General features: G+C 37.9%; 9 protein-coding genes, 2 tRNA genes and 1 pseudogene. 6 read left to right on the top strand and 6 right to left on the bottom strand.

Annotation, left to right across the window (positions count from 1 at the left end; all coding sequences use genetic code 11):
• Window positions 1-369 (top strand): DnaB-like helicase C-terminal domain-containing protein (locus ACFINS_RS07860; protein ID WP_375706061.1); only part of this gene is annotated, 369 nt, incomplete at its 5' end.
• Window positions 370-531: 162 nt separating this feature from the next.
• Here ACFINS_RS07860 and ACFINS_RS07855 read toward each other — a convergent pair.
• Window positions 532-605: transfer RNA gene (locus tag ACFINS_RS07855), tRNA-Gln, on the bottom strand.
• Between the two features lie 260 nt (window positions 606-865).
• On the opposite strand from ACFINS_RS07855, the gene ACFINS_RS07850 reads away from it, so the two are divergent.
• On the top strand, window positions 866-1,255 hold the full coding sequence (locus ACFINS_RS07850; RefSeq protein WP_375612407.1) for a VOC family protein: 390 nt from the start codon (window positions 866-868) through the stop codon (window positions 1,253-1,255).
• Between the two features lie 1,908 nt (window positions 1,256-3,163).
• Here ACFINS_RS07850 and ACFINS_RS07845 read toward each other — a convergent pair.
• The 5 genes from ACFINS_RS07845 to ACFINS_RS07825 all read right to left on the bottom strand — a co-directional run bounded on the left by ACFINS_RS07845 (window position 3,164) and on the right by ACFINS_RS07825 (window position 7,010).
• Window positions 3,164-3,237 (bottom strand) — tRNA-Gln (locus ACFINS_RS07845).
• 64 nt (window positions 3,238-3,301) lie between these two features.
• Entirely contained in the window at window positions 3,302-4,060 is a 759-nt protein-coding gene (locus ACFINS_RS07840) for an ABC transporter ATP-binding protein (RefSeq protein WP_375612405.1), read from the bottom strand.
• Window positions 4,057-4,932 (bottom strand): iron chelate uptake ABC transporter family permease subunit, encoded by an 876-nt coding sequence (locus ACFINS_RS07835; RefSeq protein WP_375706060.1) that lies wholly within the window; start codon window positions 4,930-4,932, stop codon window positions 4,057-4,059. The genes ACFINS_RS07840 and ACFINS_RS07835 overlap by 4 nt, the downstream gene beginning before the upstream one ends.
• 67 nt (window positions 4,933-4,999) lie before the next feature.
• Window positions 5,000-5,956: an ABC transporter permease gene (locus ACFINS_RS07830; RefSeq protein WP_375706059.1), complete on the bottom strand. Its 957-nt coding sequence runs from the start codon at window positions 5,954-5,956 to the stop codon at window positions 5,000-5,002.
• 103 nt (window positions 5,957-6,059) lie between these two features.
• A complete protein-coding gene (locus tag ACFINS_RS07825; protein WP_375634799.1) occupies window positions 6,060-7,010 on the bottom strand; it encodes a siderophore ABC transporter substrate-binding protein in 951 nt (316 codons plus the stop codon).
• 198 nt (window positions 7,011-7,208) lie between these two features.
• Between ACFINS_RS07825 and ACFINS_RS07820 the strand changes: the two genes are divergently transcribed.
• The 4 genes and pseudogenes from ACFINS_RS07820 to ACFINS_RS07805 form a co-directional block, all read left to right on the top strand.
• Entirely contained in the window at window positions 7,209-14,255 is a 7,047-nt protein-coding gene (locus ACFINS_RS07820; RefSeq protein WP_375706058.1) for an autotransporter outer membrane beta-barrel domain-containing protein, read from the top strand.
• Between the two features lie 675 nt (window positions 14,256-14,930).
• Window positions 14,931-18,071: an autotransporter outer membrane beta-barrel domain-containing protein gene (locus tag ACFINS_RS07815; RefSeq protein ID WP_375706057.1), complete on the top strand. Its 3,141-nt coding sequence runs from the start codon at window positions 14,931-14,933 to the stop codon at window positions 18,069-18,071.
• Between the two features lie 1,173 nt (window positions 18,072-19,244).
• Window positions 19,245-21,926, top strand: a complete 2,682-nt coding sequence (locus ACFINS_RS07810) for an autotransporter outer membrane beta-barrel domain-containing protein (protein ID WP_375651348.1) — start codon at window positions 19,245-19,247, stop codon at window positions 21,924-21,926.
• A 446-nt stretch (window positions 21,927-22,372) separates the two neighbouring features.
• A pseudogene (locus ACFINS_RS07805) lies at window positions 22,373-24,521 on the top strand (autotransporter outer membrane beta-barrel domain-containing protein); the annotation flags it as partial.

Genomic DNA, 24,521 nt, shown 5'->3' with positions numbered 1-24,521 from the left:
ATTACAGCCATTACCACCGGATTAAAAGCACTTGCAAAAGAACTCAATATTCCCATCATTGCTCTGTCACAACTTTCACGTCAAGTTGAAAACCGAACCGATAAACGTCCACAACTCTCCGACTTACGTGAATCTGGTTCAATTGAGCAAGATGCCGACATTGTGCTGTTCGTTTATCGTGAAGAATATTATCTCAAAAATGAAGAACCCAAAGAAAGCACCGCTGAGTATAACAAATGGCAAGAGGCAATGGAGCAAGCCAAGGGTAAAGCCGAGGTTATTATAGCAAAGCAACGCCATGGTCCGACAGGAATCGTCCCCCTTGCATTTCAATCCGACTTTACATGCTTTAGTGATTTGGAAAAATAGGAGCAGAAAAATGCGTTAAAGAGAGCTTTAAATATCCTTTGAAAGGCATTTGAAGACCCTTTGAGAACATCTTTAAAACTCTTTGAGAAAAAATAAATTGGTACAAAACCTAGTGGCAAAATATACAAAACCCGCTGGCAAGCTACAACAGGCAAGCTACACTGGCTGGGGAACTTGGATTCGAACCAAGATTGACGGAGTCAGAGTCCGCTGTTCTACCATTAAACTATTCCCCAATAAGCCAATTTTACCATTTCTAGCAGATTCTATAGTGTAGGCAAGTGCAAAAAATCTTTAGATTATCGATAATAAAGAGCGATAGGGATATCATTATAATCCCCGTAGTGGCGGTCTCAATATTTTAGCATATAGCAATAAGCGAATAAAAACATGTAAATAGAGCACACCGCGAATGGAGGCATCACAAACTCTTGTTGAAATATTCTCTAATAGGTATATGCCTGTCAGGCAACAGCTACTAAATCATGGAGAATTTATGAGTAATATTCCTACTTATCCTGTTACCCCAAACCTACAGTTGGTATACGTTTCAAACATAGAGTACTCTACGGCTTTTTACAAATTCATCTTCAAGAAAGAACCTGTGTTTACCTCGCCACGCTATGTTGCATTTGCTTCTTCGGGGGACGCTCTCTTTGCTCTCTGGTCTGGGGGCGATACGCCTGAGGAAAATGCACCTCGTTTTTCAGAAATCGGCATTATGTTGCCTACTGGAGAGGACGTAGATAAGCTCTATGCGGAATGGAAAGAGCAAACCACTGTTGAGATAAATGTTTTGAAGGAACCGTATACTGATGTATTTGGACGTACCTTTCTAATCAAAGATCCAGACGGACATATTATTCGTGTTTGTCCACTGGATTAAAAAGCTTGAGATCTGATCTTTAATTGTCTGAATTATAATACCTGAATTATAATAATTGTCTGTTTCCAAAACCTATAAGCTATGCACCCTAAGAGGCTTACTTACGACGCGTGGCTTATCCGTTCGGTGCTGTTCCATTATATTCAGCCCCACAACTTGCCTGTTCCCACAGGCGGCCTCATTGGCTTGGACATCAGTCGGCGTTATTGCATGGCCAGTGATCAGTACCTGTAAATCATAGAAGCTATCCCTCATCGCCTTATGTGGAGTCTTTTGTTGGAATGGGAGGAATATTCTTTACAAGGAAATTGATATCTTTATGAAGTTAAAAAGGTTTTGTACATAAAAACTAATAAAATCAATATATTAAGTGCAGTTATTTTGTATGAATCCACTTAAGAATCCCTACTTTTATGCATGTTTGAATTGATCATTTTTTATATAAGATTGCCATGGATGTATAGACTATAAAAAGCAAATCATGATGCAAATACTATAACGCATAGGTGCATTCAAATGAAATGAAAAGCGGTTATCATTCATAACAGGTCATAAATTTTATGATACGTTTTTATCACAGCACAAATCACATTGTTTTAAATTTCAGTCGTTTGGAATTATCAATAACATAAATTGCATACGTTTAAGAATGGATGTGTTTTGCTCTTTATTTGAGTGTAACCTTAAAAGGAATAATCGTTTGAAACTATCATAAGCTTATAGATTTAGTTCATAAAGATTGCATAAAAGGATTTAAAGACAAGATCATTTTTAAAAACACTTACTAAAAAGTTAGTAAATGATAGGCAGGCATTATATAGATACTATCATCACAATATAGAATGAAAATCACAATGTTATGTCTTATGAAACCGAAAGCATTTCAATGATATAATGCAAGCAAGCGAGAAAAAAACGTTTTAAAAGTTACATTAAAAATACGAAACCAAATGAGCTCCCCCCAAATTTTGGAGGCACCTATTGAAAAAAATGAGGCAGCAAAATTCAAAACCATTGTAACATCTAAGGTATGGGATTTTATTCAATTTTGAGTCAAAAGCTATAATGTTTAAAGATGGCTATTCTAAAGATAACGCCTCCAAAATTGGATTGGTTAATTTTGCCAACTCAAATTTGAGCTGGTTAATTTGCAAAGAAGTTACATTTGAGTGCAAAATGAAAAGATACTTATGAAAGCCTTATTGAGAAGACATTCATTTAAGATGCATTTTCTTTTGATTGGATTGATAAAGTTACCAAGCGTTTATAGATTCTATAATGCTAATGAATGATATCAAATCATAGCTATCATTTACGTTTCTTTTGATAAGTTTTCATATTTCTAAATAGAGCACTTGCAATATGATACGTTTTGTATATATGAATTTACTACTCCATTGTGGATGATTCATTTGAATCTTATAATCAATATCTGAAAGCCGCGTCATATCATTTGGCTCGGCTTTCTTTTTTGAATTCTCTCTTTAGATAGGTTTGTAGCTATTAGATAAGGCTTTCCCGTAAACAGAGCCAGATATACGTGTATTACTATGGAAAGGATTTATTTGCGAGAGGATTACCAGACAATGTTTGTTTTGCTTGCGCAAGAGAAAAATTCTTCTCTCTCAATGATGTGTCTCAGATCTGAAAAATCTTTAGCCAATTTAAGATAAAAGAGGTTGGCACATCTTATACATGTGGTTCAAAGAATCCGCACCGGCTCAAGAGCTTATCATCTCAAATTGCAATTTTTAGAGGAAGAGAAAATATGCATTAAAGGGATTTTAAATAACCCTTGAAAGTTTTTGAAGATCCTTTGAAAAAATAAATTGATGCAAAATCTGCTTTCAAATTATACAAAACCCGATGACAAGCTACAATCATTAAATACTGGCTGGCATTAAATACTGGCTGGGGAACTTGGATTCGAACCAAGATTGACGAAGTCAAAGTCCGCTGTTCTACCATTAAACTATTCCCCAATAAGCTAATTTTACTATCCCTAGTAGATTCTATAGTGCATGCAAGCGCAAAAAATCTTTATGATTATCGATAATAAAGAGCGATAGGGATGTCATTAATTGTTTTGATTTGAATATCGACATCATAAATGTCTTTAAGAATTTCTGGTTGCATAATTTCTTTTGGAGTCCCACAATAGGCCGCTTTCCCATTTTTCAATGCAACAATCATATCTGAGTAAGATGAGGCAAAATTAATATCGTGCATAACAATAAGAATGGTTTTTTTCAGTTCATCAGCTGTGCGGCGTAATTGCTTCATCATAGAAACGGCATGTTTCATATCCAGATTGTTTAATGGCTCATCTAAGAGAAGATAATCAGTGTCTTGGCAGATAACCATGGCTATAAAAGCGCGTTGACGCTGACCGCCAGAAAGCTCATCTAAAAAACGGTCTTGTAAATCTTGTAAGCCGAGATAGCGTAGTGCACTGTCGATAAATTGTTTATCTTCATGTGTATACCAGCCTTTTGAATAAGGATAGCGCCCAAAACTTACTAAATCATACACGGTTAAACGGAAGGATAAAGGATTATCTTGACGTAAAATTGAGAGTTTTTGAGCCAAAATATCGTGAGGAATTTTATCAATATCAAAGCCGTCAATGTTAATTGTCCCTTGATGGTGCGGTAAAAGACGTCTTATCAGCATTAAAAGAGTTGATTTTCCGGAACCATTGGGCCCAATGAGAGAAATAATCCCCCCTTTTGGAATATGAAGGCATAAATTATCGATAATCAATCGTGTTCCGTAAGCCTTGGAAAGATGATTGATCTCAATCATTTTAGTTTTCCCTTCATCAGTAACATTAAGAAAACAATACCCCCACAAAACTCAATGATAAAACTTAAACGCCCTGCCATATGAAAAATTTGTTCTAAAATAAATTGTCCCCCCACCAAACAAATAATCGCTAACAATATTGCAATCGGCACAACAACACTGTGTTTTGCTTGAGGAGAAAGTTCATAGGAAAGGTTGGCAACTAACAGTCCAAAAAAGGTGACGGGGCCTACTAATGCGGTGGAAATGGATACGAGAATGGAAATAAAAATAAGGACAGCTGTTGCACTTTTGTGGTAATTAACGCCAAGATTGAGAGCATTTTCACGTCCCAAAGCCAAAATATCAAGAAGATGACGTGAACGCCATCCAATCAAACTTACAATGAAGACAATGATTGTGGCAAAGCCTATTAACGGTGTATTAAATTTATTAAAATTTGCAAACATAATATCGGTTAAATTCATCATTTGGTCTGGATTTAGTTGCAATTGCATAAACATCCGTAAACTGAAAAAAAATCCGCCTAAAACAACACCGATTAAAAGCGTCAAATGAAGTCCTTTTAGGCTTCCTGAAAAGAGCCAGCGAAAAAGGCTTATTGAAAAAAGGATAAGAATGAGGGCTTCAAGAACAAGCTGTCCTTCTTCATTCAAAAAGGGCAAAGAAAGAGAGCCTACAAAATACATTAGGGCAGTCTTTATTAAAATATAAAGCTGATCAAATCCCATAATTGAAGGAGTAAGAAGACGGTTATTAACGATTGTTTGAAATAAAACCGTGGAAACGCTTATTGCATAGGCAATAAGAAGTAGAGAGGAAAGTTTTGTAAGACGAAATTTCCATGTATAAACATTGATATTCCACGTCATGTAAAGACTAATGATAGTACATGCTATGATGATAAGTGTTGTTAGTACACATATTGTTTTTCTTCTTCTATCCAAGACGCTTTCTCCAGCGTAAAAGCAGTATCATAAAAATAAAACTACCGATTACACCCATTATGGTGCTGATGGGAATTTCAAGAGAGGGATGAATTATTCGTCCTAAAAGATCACAAATCAAGACCAATCCTGCACCGCTGATGGCCACCCAAGGAGCGGTATAGCGCATATTATCTCCCATGAAACTTGAAACAATATTTGGAATAATCAACCCAACAAAAGGGATACGGCCAATGGTACAGACGACAACAGCGGTAATTGAGGCGACAATAAAAAGACCAAAAAACATGACAACACGATAATTCAATCCAAGGTTATTGGTTAAATCTTCTCCCAAACTTGCAACCGTAAAGCGATCAGCAGTACAATAGGCCAGAATACAAAGGGGAAGGGATAGCCATAAGAGTTCATATTTTCCTTCAAGAACCATCGAAAAACTGCCAAATAAGTAAGCTTGAAGAGAAGGAAGTAACATTTCATAATCTGCAATGGCATTGGTTAAAGAGCCAATAATATAGCTTAGCATAATCCCTGTAAGGGGGACAATGAGAGCAGATTTTAGAGGAATGCGTCGCAATAAAAACATAAAAAGTAAAGTGCCTGCCATGGCAAAGATTGTCGCAACGACCATTTTTCCTAAAACAGGAACATCGGGCAAAAAAATCATAATAAAAAGAATGCCAAGGGAAGCAGATTCAATGGTTCCAGTGGTTGATGGCTCGACAAAGCGATTGCGTGTTAATAGTTGCATAATCATGCCTGAAAGTGCAAGTGCTGCGCCTACTAAAAGGATTGCAATGGTACGAGGAAGACGTGTTTGCCAAAAAATAAGCCACGCATGGGGATCGGCTGCGAAAAGGTTAGAAGGTGTGACATCAGAATAACCAACAAAAATGCTGAGGATAGACAGGAAAATTAGAAGTGTTATGGTTATCCAGTAATTCTTCACGTTAAATCATTTTCTAACAAAATCTACAAAAAGCAAAGACTGCTTAATAAACAACCTCTGCTTTTAAATTTTATTTATATAGCAAGCAAGCTCTTTCGTGCGCTTATTTGCTCTTTGTAAAGGCTTCATTGATCTGCTGTGCGGTTTCAATGAGCGCCGTTAAACCACCATTTGCACGATACCAGCTCCAAGAGTCCAAATAAATAATTTGATTTTTTTTGCTTGCTGTTGTGCGGTGAACAAGCTCATTGTTGAGCAATTGTGCTGCGGATTGTCCTTCCCGTCCAATGGCTGCATCGCGATCAATCACCAACAACCAATCAGGATTGGTTTCAAGAATGAATTCAGGAGAAATGAGTTGTCCATGTTTTTGCACGGTAAGTTTATCGGTTGCAGGGGCAATTCCAAAAGCGGAGTGAAAAATATCGAAACGTGATTTTGGTCCGAAAGCACTGATTTTTCCACCAGAGGTCATGAGTATGAGCCCGGTGCCTTTTCCTTGGGTATTTTTACGGACTTCAGCAAAAGCTTCATTGATTTTTGCAATTTCTTTTTCTGCTTCTTGTGTTTTACCAAAAATTTTTCCAAGGATAGACACATTTCGTTTTATATCTTCAAGAGAATTTTCGTTTTCTACGGTTAGATCAATTGTTGGGGCTATTTTGGATAAGTCTTTATATTTTGCTTGAGTTCTGGAGGAAATAATAATCAAATCGGGTTGAAGAGTGGCAATTTTTTCATAATCTGGCTCAAAAACGGTTCCAATTCTTTCATATTTTGCATCGTCAAATTGTTGTAGATAGGAAGGTTTTTTTCCTTCAGGAAGGCCGATAACTGCTTGGATACCAAGGCGATTCATATTATCTAGCGAGGCAAGATCAAACACAACAACCTTTTGCGGAGAAGTGGGAACAGAAGTCGTTCCTGAAACATGATCAATCGTTACATTTGTCTGGGTACTCGTATTTGCAATACTCGTATGAGTCCACAAAATCGTTGCAAAACTAATTGCAACCAGTAAAACAGAAGTCATCCATTTCATATATTTTATCATCGTGATTTTATCCTTTTATCTAATATTACAAAGGTTTGCGCACTTAAAAACTTAACTTTGGTATTTTTATGCACAAAATGAAGCGTAAATAAATAACACTATGTTGTAAAGTTGACTGACATATGTTACAAATCGTTCACTTACCTCATTTTCACTTAATTCTAGTGTTTTTGCAACATTATTTAGAAAGTTTGACATATGATCAATGTATTTAAAAAGCGTACACGTTTGTACGCACTGACAACAAGTGCTTTCTTCTTTTTACAAGGTGTAGATGTTTCTATGGGGAATGGTTGGTTCTCATCATTCCTTCCTTCATTATCATCATTTACCTCTTTCATTGGAGGGTCGAGCACAGGGGCTATAACACCACCCGGAGGAGTGGAGGTTTCTGGAAGAGCAGAACCTAGAGTCGGTAATCCTGTTGGTAGTGGTTCTGCTCAGCCTCAGCCTCAGCCTCAGCCTCAGGCTCAGGCTCAGGCTCAGGCTCAGGCTCAGATTGTGCCTGTTTTAAATCATATTCGACCTATTAGTGCTTGTCATTCTAGAAAGAATAATATTTTTGTTCCTGGCATGATACGGAATGTTGCAGATAGTAGTGTTCGTGTTGCGAGTGTTGCAGGTGCAGTACCTGGTGTTGCGAGTGGTGCAGGTGCAGTACCTGGTGTTGCGAGTGGTACAGGTGCTGTACCAGGGGTCCCAGGTTCAGGCGTCCTATCTACTCCTAGTTCAGGCGTCTTATCTACTAGGATGGAAACAGTAGTAAATGTGCCGCAAGCAGGTGTACCAGCTGGCTCCAGTGGCTCATTAGCTCTTGTACAAGATACTTTATTATCAGGTAATATAGCAGGAGGAGGATTAAACACTGTAAGTCAACAAAGACAAAAGGCTGTATCAGGTGTTGCGAGTGGGGCAGATACAACGAATCTGCCTGCTATTCCAGGTGTTGGTCCAGGTACTATGTCAAATGGTGCTTTGAATAGTATGCCAGGTGTTCCAGGTACAGGCGGTGTATCTACTAGGGGGGCAAGAGCAACAAGAGCAGAAAATGTGGAGGCAAAAGAAGCAAAAACAGCAATAGCAAGTGGGAAGAGAGCACGTGAGGGGCATGCAGGTGTGCCAAGTGGAGTAGGTGGAGAGTTAGTTAGATTACTAGATGTTCCAAGAAATGTAGATGTTTGGACATTATTTAATATTCCGAAAAAAGATAGTTTAGCTGAAACATATTTTCCAGTGGGGGAAGAGGCGCTAAGAGTACAAAAAGCGAGTGCAGATGGTCTTATTGGTATGCCAGGTATATCAAGTTTTGTATTGAATTCTTTAACACCTGATAGAGCAGGTCTTTTTGTGCCTGGTGTGAGTGTATCTACACCGGTTGGTGATGGTGTTGGGGCTCTAGAATTTATAGATTCTGTGGAGGCAGGTAAAGGATTGGCTGATTTACTCAATGGTGATCAGCGAATATATGGATCTATTTCCTGTGATCAGTCGGGAGTATATGCTCTAATAGGGGGGACTATTATAGCGGATCAAGGTGAGAGCGCTGTAAATGTGGAATCTCCCCTTGATGATGGGAAAGTAGTTGTTAATTTGGACGAAGTATCCATTGAAAGTATGAATATTGGGAAAGAACTTTCTGAAAGTTTATCTGCAGTAGGTATACAGGATTATAAAGTAGGTATAGAGAACATAGGTAGTTTATATATTCATGATCCGCTTTATGTTGGTGTATATGTCGGAGATTCTGCTTCAAATATGGGTGCGGAGGTTAAATTGAAAAACTCAAATATTCAGGGTTTTTTTATTGGGCTTCGGGCTGAAGAGACTGGAAAGATCACAATGGTGGGGGGAGGAATCAGAGATGCGTATATAGGTGCTCTTGCTAGTGATAATGGGTGGATTGTTTTAGAGAATGTAGATATTAATGTTAAAAGAATCGGTTTAGTTAGTTTGGGTCCATCCGTTATCGAGATGAGGTCTGGAGCAATTACCGTGAAAGAGGGTGGAATAGGAGTTATCTCTACAAAAGAGGGGACTGTTCTACTAGACGGGACGGTTATCAATGTTGCTGAGGAACCAAAAACTACAGAAGTTGGTACTTCGGAGACGAATATAGGTTTATTGTCACTTGGAGGTACTATTTCCTTTAAAAATGGAAAACTTAGAGCTCCTAATACTATTGCATTTTTGGTAAGTGATAGCTTTAAGAATAATATCTCTGGAGCTTCTAATAGAGTAGAAGCGGAGAATGAGGGTGGCAATGATACGCAACAGGATTCTGACGCTAATAGTGATTCTTTCGTTGGTGAGGTCATCTCTATTGAATCTAGAGATGGCGCTGTCCTTAATAATATTGGTTCCGCGTATTTTGAGGCTTTATTCCCTATAGAGAATTTTTTAGGAAGCGGTGCAGATTCTGGAAGTACTAGTGCACCATCTGGAGCTGGCGCTGGAGATTCTGCAGTGGTGGCGTCTGAGCCAGATGCAAACTCTAGAGTTGTCAACTTAATAGTTTCTGATATTCAAAATTCAACCGTTAAAGTTGAAGGTAAGTCTTATGGTGTATTTTTTGGTGATATACCTTCGAATGTGAGGAGAAAAAATGATCAAACGAGTGTGAGACAAGAAAGTGGTCAAAATGTAGGTCAAAATCTGAGAGAGGGTGGAATAAAAGATGATGGAGATAGTTTGCATGCAGTTCTTTTGAAAAATACGGTTTTCAGAGTTCCTAATGGTGTGGTCATTTATGGTAACAGTTTGGATGGGTACGTCGTTGTAAAAGATGACTCAACTCTTTCGGGTGATTTAGTGTTGAAAGCTGAAGAGGGGTCGCATTTGTCGGTTTTTGTTGAAGACTCTGTCGTCATGGGGGGAGCTCACGTTGATAAAAAATCTCAAGCTAGGCTTTTTCTATCTGGGGGATCAGAGTGGTATTTAACAAAGAATCTGCATAATAGTTTGGAAAATTCAAATACGGGTTGTGTAGATTCATGTCTTTCGTCTATGAATCTTGTAGATAGTAATGTTAGATTTTTTACTTCTTTGAAAAATGAAAATACATCTAATAAAGATATTGAGTATCGAACCCTTCGCATAGGAGATGGGGATGGAACAGTTTATAGTGCTGCTTCTGCCGCTTCTGGTGCTACAATTTACTTCAATGCAAATTTGATGCCTAGCAATACAGAAAATTCTCAAATATCTGACAGATTGTTGATTCATGGTGATGTTTCTGGAAAAACAATGGTAGTTGTGAATGATACTTCTGATGGTATATCACAAAGTCAGGATACACCTCATAGCATTTCAATTATTCAGGTTTTTGGAAATGCAGAGAGGGATTCTTTTAAGCTGAAAGGTGATTATATTACACGAGAAGGGTTACCTTATAAGTATGTTCTTCGTGCTTATGGTCCAACTACTCCTCCGAAAATGCAGTATTTTGATAAGACATTACTTAAAAATAGTAGAAGTGTTTGGGATTTTCGTTTAGAAAATGAATATTTTATACCTCTCGTTTCTGCTTATACTGCTACTGCTAATTTTCAACCTATTTTTAAGGCTAAGCCACTTGTTGCAGTTGATTCTACTGATGCTTCTACTGAAACTGCAATAAATACTAATGCTGACACTGGTGCTGGTGAAGTAAATAGTGAATCCATAACTCCTCCTGTATCTGGGGAATCTGCATCTGTAGTCTCTGTTCAAGGCAATTCACTTTTGAGATCTGAAACATCTGACGAATTTTATGAAGATGATGATGACGAAGATTTTACGGAATCTGAAACATCTGAGGTTGTAGTGCATACCTTTTTACCTGTTACTCCATCTCCATCATCTGTTACTCCTTCTTTATCCAGAAATTTGGCACCTTTAGTACCTCCAAGAGTTAATTTAAGTGGGAGATCTGATACAGGTAGAGGACCTGTAATATCTGCCGATGAAATTTTTGTAACACCTGGGGATCATATTGTATCTAAGAGGCCATCACCTATAAAATCAGCTGCTGCTATGAAGGCTGCTATGAATGCTTCTGTTCCTGTTGTTTCTGAGGTAGCTGTTATATCTTCTAATGGAGTTTCTGCTATGAAGCCTTCTACTTCTGAGATATCTGCTATATCTAATGGAGCTTCTGCTGTGCAGCCTTCTACTTCTGAGATATCTGCTATATCTTCTAATGGAGTTTCTGCTATGAAGCCTTCTGCTCCTGAGATACCTGCTATATCTAATGGAGCTTCTGCTATGCAGCCTTCTACTTCTGTGGTTTCTGAGATAGCTGTTATATCTTCTAATGGGGCTTCTGCGAATGCTTCTTCTCCTGTGGTTTCTGAGATAGCTGTTATATCTTCTAATGGGGCTTCTGCGAATGCTTCTTCTCCTGTGGTTTCTGAGACATCTGCTGTATCTTCTAGAGCTGTTGGGCGTGTTCTTATGCTTAGTCGTACTGGTAATGGAGATGTTTCTTCTAAGGAAACGGTTTCTTCTACATGTGATGATATGAATAATGGTGAGAAGGGATCACAGACTACTTATTTGTGTAGAGATGGTAAATCGCGGACAATAACAGGGAAGACACTGAAGGTAAGTGATAAAACTCAGCATCCTATGCATGCAAAAAATCAGGATACGGTTATTAAGTTAGAGGGAGCCACAATTAGTGGTGCGGATTTTTCTGATAGCAAAAATAATGTTGATTTTAATGAAATATATGCCGTGAGTGCTGTGCTTGCAGAAGAGGGGGCAGAAGTTGTTTTGGATAATAAATCAACAATTACCTCTTCTGTGATTGGGCTTGAAGCGCAAAGTGGCGGGAAGGTTACAATGCATGCTGGAACAGTCAATGCGCGTTATGTAGGCGCTTTGGCGGGTTCTGGATCATCTGTTAATTTAAAGGATACGAAAATTAACGTAACGGGGGATTTAGCTGTGGCTGGTTTGGCGAGTCAGGCTGGTGAGGTAACTATGGACTCTGGAACGGTTATGCTGACAAATGGAGTGGCTGTGAGATCAGAAGCACGGGGACGTGTAAGATTAAACAAAGTTAATATTACTGCGAAAAAGGAAGCAGGAAAGTCGAATTCTACAGAGAAATTTGGACGTGCAGCTTTTTTGGTGAGTGATAATGCTTCTGTTGATTTTAAGAATGGAAATGTTGTTACTGATGCTCATGGTTTGTGGATTATAAAGTCTGATGATAATGTGGTTGAGACCGGCTCTTCCAGGAGAAGGAGATCTTCTGACGTTCGTCCTACTATGAATCACGTAAATATCGAGTCTTCTACTGTTAAAGTGGAAGGTGACGGAGTCTACGGCATATATTTTGATGGGGGAACACAGAAGGAAGCGAGTCAACAAAATCGAAGTCAGGATTTAACAACTGAGAAAACAAATGTTGTTAAGCGGAGTACTGTGTCCAAACAGGAAAAAACGCCTATAGGCATAACAGGGACAGTTTCGTTGAAAAAAACTGATTTTGAAGTTGCAAATGGTATAGCTATCTATGGTAATAATTCTGGTGGTCGTGTTTCATTAGAAAATAAAACAACTCTTGCTGGTGACTTGTTATTAAAAGCCGAGAATGATTCGAACATATTGGTTTCAGTTGATAATTCTATTGTTACAGGCGGTGTTCGCGTTGATAAAAATTCTTATGCAAAATTAGACTTGGCTAATAATTCACAGTGGATTCTAAAAAGAAGTGCACAGAGGAATTTGGGGACTCTAGATTCAGGATGTGTGGATTCATGCATTTCTTCTGTAAGTCTTGTAAATAGTGCTATTGATTTTGCACCTTCGGAATCTGAAGGAAAATATCAGACTCTCCATATTGGAAGTGGGAAAGGAACTGTTTATGCGGCACAGGGTAATGCTGTAATTCATCTCAATGCACGTTTAAATCCTCGTGATCCGAGTGATCAGCAAGTCATTGATCGGCTTGTCATTCATGGTGATGTTTCTGGAAAAACAAAAATACATGTACGAGGTGATGCGGGCAGTGTAGGAGATGGTAAAGCGAATGCCAAGATTGCTCATAGTGTTTCAATTATTCAGGTTTATGGTCAAGCGAAGAAAGACTCTTTCCAACTCGATGGCAATTATGTTGCACTGAGAAACTCACCTTACAAATACACCCTTCGTGCTTATGCTCCAGAAGCGACTTCGAAACAGGAGCATGTTCAGCAGAAATTTGTTAAGGATGGTGGAGAATTTTGGAATTTCCGTTTAGAAAATCAGTATGTTAAGTCTGTTGGATCTGCTGCCCTTCCTGCACAATTTGTAAGGTCTGTTGTTCCACAGGTTCCAACTTATCTCAGCTTGCCTAATAGCGTATTCCACGCTGGTTTGATGGATATTAGCAATCAAAATAAGCAATTGGAGACGTTGCGGATGACTTCTACAGGAATGGTAGAGGTTCGTGAAAATCCTGCTTTATACTTGCGCGGCTATGGTGGAAGTTACCGTTATGCTTCAGATCTGTCCGCACTTGAATATGGTTACGGAAGTGATCTTAGTTATAATGGTGTAGAGGCAGGTGTTTTGCTGCAAACTATTGAAAATGCTGACAGTGCTATATCCTTTGGCGTTATGGGAACTTATGGAAAACTTTCTCTGCAGCCTGTGAATGTTGAGCACAGTCAGAAGAGTGCATTTGATAAATGGACTGCTACGGTATATGGTAGCATGCAGCATAATGTTGGCTTCTATGTTGATGGTCTTTTATCCTATGGTCTGTTCAAAGGTGATGTTCTCACCCTTGCACGGGGTAAAACAGCAACATTAAAAGGTAATCCTTTGAGTGTTTCTTTAGCTGGTGGTCAGACAATTATGACAGGATATAAGGGCTTTGTCTTTGATCCGCAGGTTCAGGTTGTGTATCAACATCTCCAGTTTAATAAGGCCCGTGATATCGACAATTTTAATATTGAAATGGGTAACCTTAATCAGTGGGTAGCACGTGTTGGTGGACGTTTAACCAAGATTCCTACAGGTTCTGAAGGCGTGAATGCTGTTGCTTTCTATGGTAAGCTTTATCTTGCTCATGGTTTTGAAGGAAAACAGTCTATGCATTTCAATGATGCTTTCAAGTTAGGAGCTTTTGGTTCTTCTCTAGAGGCTGGATTAGGTTTTAATGCCAAATTGTTGCCACAGTTCTCTCTGCATGCTGATATTCTCTATCAACATAAGCTTAATAAGGCTGGTTTTTCGGGAACAAGTTTTTCCGGAGGAATACGTTATCAGTTTTAATATAAGGTACACTATGTACCTTTTTAGAAAAGGCAGCACATTGTGCTGCCTTTTTTCTTTGTAACAACTTGTGTTGTCTTTAAAAGATTTTCGTCTTCTTGATTGAGCAAAAAAAACATAGTTTTTTGTGTATGAGAGCACTTTTCTCCGCTAAAGCGAATTTTCTTAAAATTTATGCTGCTACTGATGCGATAGAGTGCTTCGCTTTTATCGGCTTTTTAAGCGTTCAGCAGACAGGTATGCGTTACGTTATCCTTTTTAGTACTGTATTGATATTATCTAATATAATATTTGATGTTTTCTAAAGCTCGTTTTTGAGAGTTTGTTTTTTACGGATTTAAATCATTGTTTCATTCATCTCCTTGTGGATTAATTTTTAGAGTTCACAAGGCTAGATTGTGTTTTTAATTAATTGCACGCACTGGTTTCATTTTTTCTTTACACGAAATACAGAATGCATTATACACTTATAAATTGTGTTTTGTTGTTATTCTCTTATAGATGGTTTTTAGCGTAGAGCTTTTGCCAAATTTATTGGGATAATTCATTGCACAGTTCAAATAAGCATGAGGCATGTTCTTTTGTTACACTTTTCGTATTTTTGAGGTGTGCAAGGGGGTGTTTTGTAAGTGCTTTTGTTTTTAATGAGAGGGGAAGGAAAGTTTCGAGGGAACTATGATTAAAGTTTTTAGAAATCATGTATGTTTATGTGCTTGTACAACAGCTATCCTCTCTTTGCTTCAAAATGGAAGAGAAGTGTATGCGGCTGCAGAGGGGAAGGATAGTAAACCTTATGTTATAAAGGTTATCCCAGTTGTCTCTGCTAATTCTTCTCCTTATCTTAGCGGGAATAATAAGCATAAGCTTCCTCTTAGTGGAGAGAGTGGGGATAATTATTACCCTTCTAATATGATTAATGTTGGCAATAACGATGAGGGTATTCGTGGGGGGAGTGACTATCGTAAGCTGAGTGGAGTGGATGGATGGAATGGACATAAGGATAATGTAGATAACTCTGTTAAAGATGCAGACTCTGATGCAAGAGGAGTGAATCCTGGGTTTTATTACTATAGTGGATTATATTATATATGCGATAATTGCGGGGAATCCAAAATTGATAATAAATCTTATACAATTACGAAAGAAAACGTTTCCAATTATCCTGTTGATCCTACTGCTATAACAGTGAAGCGGATAGGGACCAGAGTTGATGGAGAGAATGTAACTGTTAGCAGTGAAGTTTCTGATAAATCTTTTTTGCGTGGTGTGGCTGTATCCGATGATGGAAAGATTGTTTTGAAAAAAACGACGCTTAAAAATACAAAGTTAGCTCTTTTTGCTCATAATGGAATCATTGAGGTAAAGCAGGGGATTATAGAGGACAGTGATAGGGCTGTTGAAGCTGTGGGGAATTCATTGGTTATTTTAGAGGGTGCAAAAGTTAATACGCGTGATGGGAAGGCAAGTCTTTCCAGTTATAGCGGGGCAGATATTTGGGTGGAAGGTGGGGAGGTTAACTTTACCAACAGTCATGGGATTTCTGCGATGTTGGGAGGGAAGGTTATTCTCGATGGTGTTACTCTTACTGGAAAGGGCCACAAAGATAAAAATGATGCGGCTTTTTTAATGGATGAAGGGGGACGTGTTGAGTTTACAGGGGGGACTATTAAGATTGAGGGTGCACATGGTATATTATTAGAAAATCCCGTCAAGCTTTTTAGTGTTGTACCAGAACGATCTGAAACAGAAGCTGAAACTGAAGATGAAGCTGAAGATTTATCGAATAACTTTTATGTGACCGAGGCTAATTTTAAGTCTTCTTCTGTTACCGTAAAGGGTGAGGGATCTTATGGTATCTATTTTCAGGGAGAAAAGCCATGGAGCGAAGATGGGGATAAAAAAGAGGAGATTTCATTAGAGGAAGAAAAAGCTCCACCACGATTGGAAGTTGTTAATTTGGATACAACAGAGTTTTCTGTTGAAGACGATACGGCTCTTTATGGCAGCAATGTTATTTCTGGTGCGGTGAGTTTGATGAAAAGCACTCTTCGTTCAGGGAATTTTTTATTAAAAGCTGAGAAAGGGGCATCTGTGATCGTTTTGGCTGATGCTTCTACTCTTGAGGGTCGCACACACGTTGATAAGAATTCTAATGCTGAGCTTTATTTGGGAGGTCATTCTCAATGGATTTTACAACAACCGTTGCAAAAAGATCAACACGAGGCTGCACATGATTCTTCTATTTCACTCGTTAGTCTTATGGATGAGAGCTCTATTAATTTTAAAAGACACGAATCTTCTTCTGTTGATGATTATCAAACCCTTCGTGTGGGAAAGGGAAAGGGTGAAGTTTATAGAGCACAGGGCGGTGCCTCTATTTCTCTTAATACATACCTGAATAGTGGTGGTGCTCTTGTTAATCAAAAGACTGATCGTGTTTTAATTCATGGTGATGTTTCGGGAAAAACAAAGCTCCAAGTGCATGGAGTTGCAGGAAGTCCAGGAGGATATACGGGAAAGGGGGGGAATGCTGAAGGTATTTCAATCATTCAGGTTTCTGGACAAGCAAAGCAAGATTCTTTTCAGTTGGAAGGTGGTTATGTAGCCTTAAACGAATTACCTTATCAGTATAAGCTTTATAGTTATGGTCCAGAATCTGAGTTTGGAAAAGCAAGTATGGATCAGAGATTAGTTGAAGGTAACGGGGAATTTTGGGATTTTCGCCTTGAAAGTAGGTCTATAGATTCTGATGTTCAACCTAAACCAGATCCTTCTCCTAAGCCAATTCCGGGACCAGAACCTTCTCCAGAACCAGCTCCGGAGCCTCATCCTCGTCCTAAGCCGGGCGTTAAGGCTGTTGTTCCGCAGGTTCCGACTTATCTCCTTTTGCCTAATGTCTTACGTCATATTGGTTTGATGAATGTTAACAATCAAAATAAGCGGTTAGAAGCTTTGCGTATTACTTCTGGGGGCTTATTAGAAAGTCGTGAAAATCCTCTCTTTTTTGTGAGCGGTTATGGCGGCAATCATCGTTATACTTCAAATCTTTCCACGCTTGAATATGGTTATGGCGGCGAGTTTGATTATAATGCACTAGAGGCAGGTGTTTTGCTGAAAGCAATCGAAAATATGTATGGTTCCACTTCTTTTGGAGTTATCGGGGCTTACGAGAGATTTTCTTTGCAACCTTTGAATGTTGAGCAGAGTCAAAAAAGTACATTTGATAAATGGTCAGTTACGGCATATGGTGGTATGCAGCATGATGCAGGTTTTTACGTTGATGGTCTTGTGTCTTACGGCTTGTTTAAAGGTGATGTTCTAACAACTGCACGTGGCAAGACGGCAACATTAAAGGGTTTCCCTTTAAGTGCTTCATTGACTGCTGGTAAAACGTTTATGGTGGGGGAGGACGGTTTTGTTTTTGATCCGCAAGTTCAGGTTGTTTATCAATATCTTCAATTTAATAAGGTGCGTGATGTGGATGGCTTTGATATTGATTTAGGAAAGCTTCATCAATGGATAGGGCGTGTTGGGGGGCGTTTAACAAAGAGGCTGGTCGTTACTGATGAGGCTCAAGTTATTTCTTTCTATGGCAAGCTTCATCTTGCTCATGGTTTTGAAGGAAAACAATTTGTGCATTTTAAAGATGCTTTCCAGCTAGGTGCTTTTGGTTCTTCATTAGAAACAGGATTAGGTTTTAATGCCCAATTGTCTCAAAAATTTGCGCTTTACGGCGATTTGGTTTATCAGCACAAACTAACGAAAGCTGGTTTTTCTGGAACAAGTTTTTCAGGTGGATTGCGTTATCATTTCTAGTGTTGTTCCTGTTTTTGATTAATCTTTCAAAAAGCCACAAGTTGTACTTGTGGCTTTTCTCATTATCTATTCATCTTGTGTTATAGCATTTTTACGAGAGTATGACTTTGCATATCTTTAATATGCTTTTAGGTTGGACTTCTTTCGTTTTTTTGAAAAGTCTGAAGGTTTGTACGTTATCGTTTCAAAACGCGTATTTCAGAGTGATTATTATACTATTTATAATATTTTGATTTATAAAGATATTTTTTAATTTAGGGCGCTGAAATATTTTCAAGGATTTTATTATGAATCCATAAAAAGCATTCCTGTTCATATTATATGTAAAATTGGCAGGTGGATAATCGTTTAAGAAAGGAGTCAATATAATTTGGGGGATTATGTTAAGAGGAGAGGATTTACAATATTAGAAATTGGCAAAGACAAAGATGCTACTCAGGCGCAATGAGGGCTGTATCCGATAAACTTGATATTATATCTGCTGTCGTTATGAAATGGAGATGGAAATATGAGATATATCTGAGAAAATTGGTGGATTAGAAACATAAATAACGTATTATTTTTTGAAAATGCGTTTTCTTTAAAGAATGTGATAAATAAAAAGATAAAATTATATGTCATTTTCACCTTTTAGATACGGCTCTGAATATTTTAAAATGTTGAAAAGAGATGGTAAAAATCGGAACAGATTTTAATTTTTACACTTTCCTCCTCTTTCTAAATTAGTTCGTATTTCCATAAATACTGCCTAAAACAGCTGTATGTGATAGCTTTGCTTCCCAATTTTGGCATATATTCAGTTTTGTCTGCTTACGAGTGCCCATTGTTTCAATATAATATTTATCTCGAATATTAATTATACACGCTTTGGGTATTGATTAAACAACAGTTAAAATAGGCATTCTTAATGTACAAAAATTCCTTAAAGCTGCTTTTAAATAACAACTTTAAAGATGATTTTCCTCTAATTTTTCAGTTATATTTTTGCAAATCCCTTATAAAAAAATAGATTTAGACTGTATTTTTAGTAACTTTTAAATTCCATATTTACATAAAACACAAAAAGCATTAATAAGATCTGCGCAGTTAATCCAAAACGTATTAATTTTTTCTCTTTGTTAAGTTTTTTGATACATTACGTATTACTTTTATGGGCAAAATTATGGTGTAATTATGGTCAATCTATTTAAAAATCGTTTTTCCTTATGTACTTTTACAACAGCATTTCTTTTTTGTGCACACAATGTTGATGCTACGGTTCAAGGTGGTGCTGTTGTTAATACTGGGGTACAAGATCGTTCTGGCGTTAATGGTAAGACACAAAATAATCAGGATCAATTTTCATGTAGTATGAATAGTGAATTTTATCGGTGTAATGATGGTAAAAAACACTACTTTTACAATAAAAATTATCAAAAAACTGATGAAAATACGAATGAAACTGTTGCTATACAAGCATCTGGAAGAAAAACGCTTCTCTTAGGGAAAAATATAACTGTTAAGGATGCTTCAAGTGCTGTTATTTCAAAAGAAAGTTTTTGGAAGTATGGGGTCGTGGCGAGTGAATATGGACAAGTGATTATAGAAAGAGGAGAGATTAACTTTACAAAGGGTATCGGAGTTAAAATAAAAAATTGGGGACAGGTCGATTTAAGGAGTAGTTCTATTACCGAACAAGGTAGTCAGGGGATGGGTATAGATGACCATAATGAAAATTCAGCTTTTCATGCGTCTAATGGGTTTATCCATTTTGAGAAAGGTAAAGTTAATCTAGCCAATGCTCATGGTTTTTCAATGCATGGGAATAATATCGATGGGAAGGGTGTCTTTATAACTATCGTGGATTCTACGGTTTTGGTAGAAAGTAATACGTCTTATGGGTTGCGTTTTTGGGAGGGACTAGGAGACAGAAATGAGGAAATGAAAGATCACGAGTATCCCTATTCTTTTTATATTTTTGCGGGTGAGGAAGAGATGTTCGGAAGTCTTCCAAAAACGAACTTACCCGTACGAGGGATTGTTGACTTGACAAGAACCTCTTTTACAGTTCCAAAGAGTGCGGCTATTTATAGCAGAGGATCTGGTGGTGTTGTTAGGCTGTTGGATAATTCCAAACTTTCTGGAGATTTATTACTGAAGGTTGAGGATGGCTCTTTTGTGAAGGTTTCAGTGGATGCTTCTACACTTGTAGGGGGGACACATGTTGATGAAAGTTCTTCTGCTGAATTTCGGTTGAGAGGTGATTCAAAATGGATTTTATCACGACCGAAAAATAAAAATTTGCAAGTTCCTAGTTCTATAGGTGTTTCATCAATTTCATTAATACATCTTATTGATAGTTCTATTATTTTTGAACAACCAGAAACTAACATAGTTGATGGCTATCAAACCCTTCGTGTTGGGAGAGGAACAGGTGAAGTTTATAAAGCACAGGGTAATGCACATCTTTATCTCAACACTTATTTGAATAAGGGGGGGGCTCTTCAGAATCAAAAAACGGATCGTTTTTTAATCCATGGTGATATTGAAGGAAAAACGATAGTACATGTGCATGGTGTTTCAGGAAGTCCTGGAGGTGGTACGGAGCGTTATGGAAATGACAAAGGTATCTCGATTATTCAGGTTTCTGGAATAGCGGAGAAAGATTCTTTCTTGTTGGATGGTGATTATATTGCATTGGACGGTCTACCTTACCAATATAGGCTTCATGCTTATGGCCCAAACTCTGAATTAGGAAGAGCGAGTGCGTCTCAAAGATTAGTCGAAGGTGAAGGAGATTTTTGGGATTTCCGCCTCGAAAATGGATTTATTGATTCTGATACTACATTTAGATTAACTCAGAGTTCTAAACTTAGTTTAGGTGGTGAGCATCATTCTAGGCAAGGCGTTAAGGTTGTTGTGCCTCAGGTTCCAACTTATCTGCTTTTGCCAAATAGTTTATTCCATGCTGGTTTAATGGATATCAGCAATCAAAACAAGCAGTTAGAGACAGTACGGACTAATCCTAGTGGAATGTTGGAAATTCGTGAAAATCCTGCTTCATTTTTGCGTGGCTATGGTGGAAGTTATCGTTATGCCTCAGATTTATCTGCGCTTGAATATGGTTATGGGGGAGATCTAGGGTACTATGCACTAGAGACAGGTGTTTTGCTACAAACTGTTGAAAATGTTGACAGTGTTATATCCTTTGGGGTGATGGGGTCTTATGGAAAGCTTTCTCTACAACCTCGAGATGTTGCACAAAGCCAAAAAAGTACATTTGATAAATGGACTGCTACAGTTTATGGCAGTATGCAGCATGATGTAGGATTCTATGTTGATGGTTTGTTATCTTATGGTCTGTTTAAGGGAGATGTTCTGACAACTGCGCGGGGTAAAACGGCAACATTGAAGGGTAACCCTTTAAGTGTTTCCTTGATGAGTGGTCAGAAAATTGCCACAGGATATGAAGGTGTTGTTTTGGATCCACAGGTTCAGGTTGTTTATCAGCATCTTCAATTTAATGAGGCCCGCGATATTGATAATTTTAATATTGAGATGGATAAACTTGATCAATTGATGGTGCGTATGGGTGGTCGCTTGATAAAGACTCTTACTGCGTCTGAAAAAGATCGTGATGTTTCTTTTTATGGAAAGATTCATTTTGCCCATGATTTTGGAAAAGAAAGGTCTGTGCGCTTTAAAGATTCTTTCCAGTTAGGGGCTTTTGGTTCTTCTCTAGAGGCTGGATTAGGTCTTAATGCTCGCTTGTCTCAAAAATTTGCGCTTCATGGTGATTTGGTTTATCAGCATAAGTTGAGTAAAGGTGGTTTTTCTGGAATCAGTTTTTCTGGTGGATTGCGCTATCGTTTTTAGGATGATCACCTTGAGGTAAGTTGTTTAAAAAACCACAAGCATAGCTTGTGGTTTTTTATTATTTGTTTGCAACTTTTTAAATAAGTTTTTTAAAAAAATGTTTTTTTTTGCATGAGCAAGTTTGTTTCTTTTTAGAAACGAGATAAGGCTTTCTGGTTTGCAGTTTTTGCTTCTTATGCTGTTTTTCTTCTTTGAGTTTATTTTTATTAAATTCTCTTGAAATCACTGCTTTGGGGTGGAATTTTTATTTCTATCTATATTTTTACGCGTTTTTATAAATAATACAATTTTAAATTGTGATATTTTGGGATTCTGGCTTTACATAAAATATAGGGTGGATATATAAAATACAAAACGTATTTTAAATTATCACGCGTAACCAAAGTTATTAAACAGAACGCGTGTTTTTTGTTTTTAGAGAAGGGGAAGAAAGTTTGTAGAAAATTATGTTTAAAAATCATCTCTCTTTATATCATTTTACAACGGTTATTTTTTTCTTTGTATACAATACTGATGCAGGTGAGATTTCTTCTGAGAAGAAGCCATATTCATGTAACGAAAGTGCCTCATTTTATCGCTGTAATGATGGTAAAACGCATGAAATTACCAAGAAAACTTATCAACTTACGGGTGAAAGTTCTTATGCTGCCATAGAGGCATCAGGGAAAAATACAGTCATTGAGGGAGAGGCTATAATCATTAACGGTGTTTCGAATGCACATGGACATTCAGAAACAAACGCTTGGACAACAGCTGTAAAGTCCTCAAATGGGGGAGGCGTTGCTCTATTTGATTCCATGTTAAATAACGTGTCGATAGGGGCCGATGTCAATGAGGAGGGAGCTTTTGAAATGCAGGATGGGGTGATTAAAGCAACCAGAATGGGGATCAGTGTTGGGGGTAAAGGGTCGTTTGTTTCTTTGACCAAGACAGAGATTAAGACATCTTCTGATGCGATAGGTCTTTTGAGTCATAATGGTGCAAAAATTTATATGAAAGGAGGAAAAATTGATTTTGCTGATGGTATTGGTGTTCAAACAGGAGGAGATGGAGAAATTAATTTAGAGGGCGTTTCTATTACTGGGAGGGGGAAACAGGAAACAAATACAGATAATCATCGTGAAGGTTCTGCTTTTAGTATGCTTCAGGGGAAAGGCTCTCTTAATTTCCAGAAGGGAAACGTTAATGTCGACAATGTTCATGGCATTGTAGTGCAGGGGAATAACCATAATGCTGCTCATATAAAATATTCCAATGTTTTTGTGAGAGGGAATGGATTTAATGGCATGCACTTTTTTTGGGAAGCTGTCTTAAATGATAAAAAAACAATTATACCTGGAAAAGGGACTGTCGATTTGACAAAGACAACTTTTATGGCTCCAGAAAGTACGGCTATTTATAGTCGTGAATTCGAAAGTTCTGTTAAACTCTTACAAAATTCAAAAATTTCTGGAGATTCACTCCTGAAAGCTGTTGAGCGTTCTAATGTAAAGATTGAGGCTGATGCTTCTACCCTTGTAGGAGGCGCACATGTTGATGAAAGTTCTACAGCTAAGATAGATTTAAAAAATGGTTCAAAGTGGATTTTATCGCGACCAAAATATGACAAATTGCAAAATTCTGATGCTTCTGGTTCTAGGTTAAAAGATTATTCTTCTATTTCTTCGGTTAATCTTACGGATAGTTCTCTTGTTTTTGAAGAATTAAAATCTAAAAAAACAAATGGTTATCAGACACTTCTCATTGGAAAAGGATTTGGGACTGTCTATAAAGCGCACGGTGATGTGAATCTTTATCTTAATGCATATTTGGATAAAGGCGGAGCTCTGCAAGAGCAAAAAACTGACCGGCTTTTAATCAATGGTGATCTTGAAGGAAAAACAACAGTTCATGTTTATAAGATTCCTGGAAGTCCAGGGGCATTGACGGGAGATGGTGGTAATAATCAGGGGATTTCCATTATTCAGGTTTATGGAAAAGCCATGGAAGATTCTTTTCAGTTAAAGGGGGGGTATGTCACACTTGAAGCCTCCCCCTATCAGTATCATCTTAAGAGTTATGGTCCAGGCTCTGCTTTAGGGGCGGCAGATTCCAATCAAAGAGTGCTTAAAAACTCTGGAACATTTTGGGATTTCCGACTTGAAAGTCAATTTGTTGATTCCACTAAAGTTTTTCCTGTTCTTGATTTGGTTGTCCCCCCTTCTTCTGATGATATTCCTTCTTTTTCTAAAATTCATCCTAATATTACTGGAGGTGAGGATGGTTCTATTGATTCTAACTCTCAGCAAAAGTCTCAGGAGCCAAGTCTTTCTTCTCCTGTAGATTCTCCTGATAGGGATTCCCATCTTACGACCACACCTAATGTATCTGATGTTTTTGTACTTGAGATCCCCAATCCTCTTTCCTCTCTTGCACCTGTTGTTCCCGCTATTGCTGAATCTAATCCAGTTTCTCCACCTGCATCTGGTTCACCTGTTCCGCCGCATGTTTCACCCACTCCTTCTGTTGTTTCCCCAGTTGCATCTGGTTCACCTGTTCCGCCGCATGTTTCACCCACTCCTTCTGTTGTTTCCCCAGTTGCATCTGGTTCACCTG

The organism is Bartonella sp. AA2SXKL (assembly GCF_042197205.1).
In the GTDB taxonomy this organism is placed as follows: Bacteria; Pseudomonadota; Alphaproteobacteria; order Rhizobiales; family Rhizobiaceae; genus Bartonella.
The sequence above is the reverse complement of the archived record's forward strand: the minus strand, read 5'-3'. Positions and strand labels throughout refer to the sequence as shown.

Coding starts and splice junctions, on each gene's coding strand:
- ACFINS_RS07835 (WP_375706060.1), bottom strand. CDS start 4,932: ATGACGTGGAATATCAATGTTTATACATGGAAATTTCGTCTTACAAAA.
- ACFINS_RS07825 (WP_375634799.1), bottom strand. CDS start 7,010: ATGATAAAATATATGAAATGGATGACTTCTGTTTTACTGGTTGCAATT.
- ACFINS_RS07850 (WP_375612407.1), top strand. CDS start 866: ATGAGTAATATTCCTACTTATCCTGTTACCCCAAACCTACAGTTGGTA.
- ACFINS_RS07820 (WP_375706058.1), top strand. CDS start 7,209: ATGATCAATGTATTTAAAAAGCGTACACGTTTGTACGCACTGACAACA.
- ACFINS_RS07815 (WP_375706057.1), top strand. CDS start 14,931: ATGATTAAAGTTTTTAGAAATCATGTATGTTTATGTGCTTGTACAACA.
- ACFINS_RS07810 (WP_375651348.1), top strand. CDS start 19,245: ATGGTCAATCTATTTAAAAATCGTTTTTCCTTATGTACTTTTACAACA.
- ACFINS_RS07840 (WP_375612405.1), bottom strand. CDS start 4,060: ATGATTGAGATCAATCATCTTTCCAAGGCTTACGGAACACGATTGATT.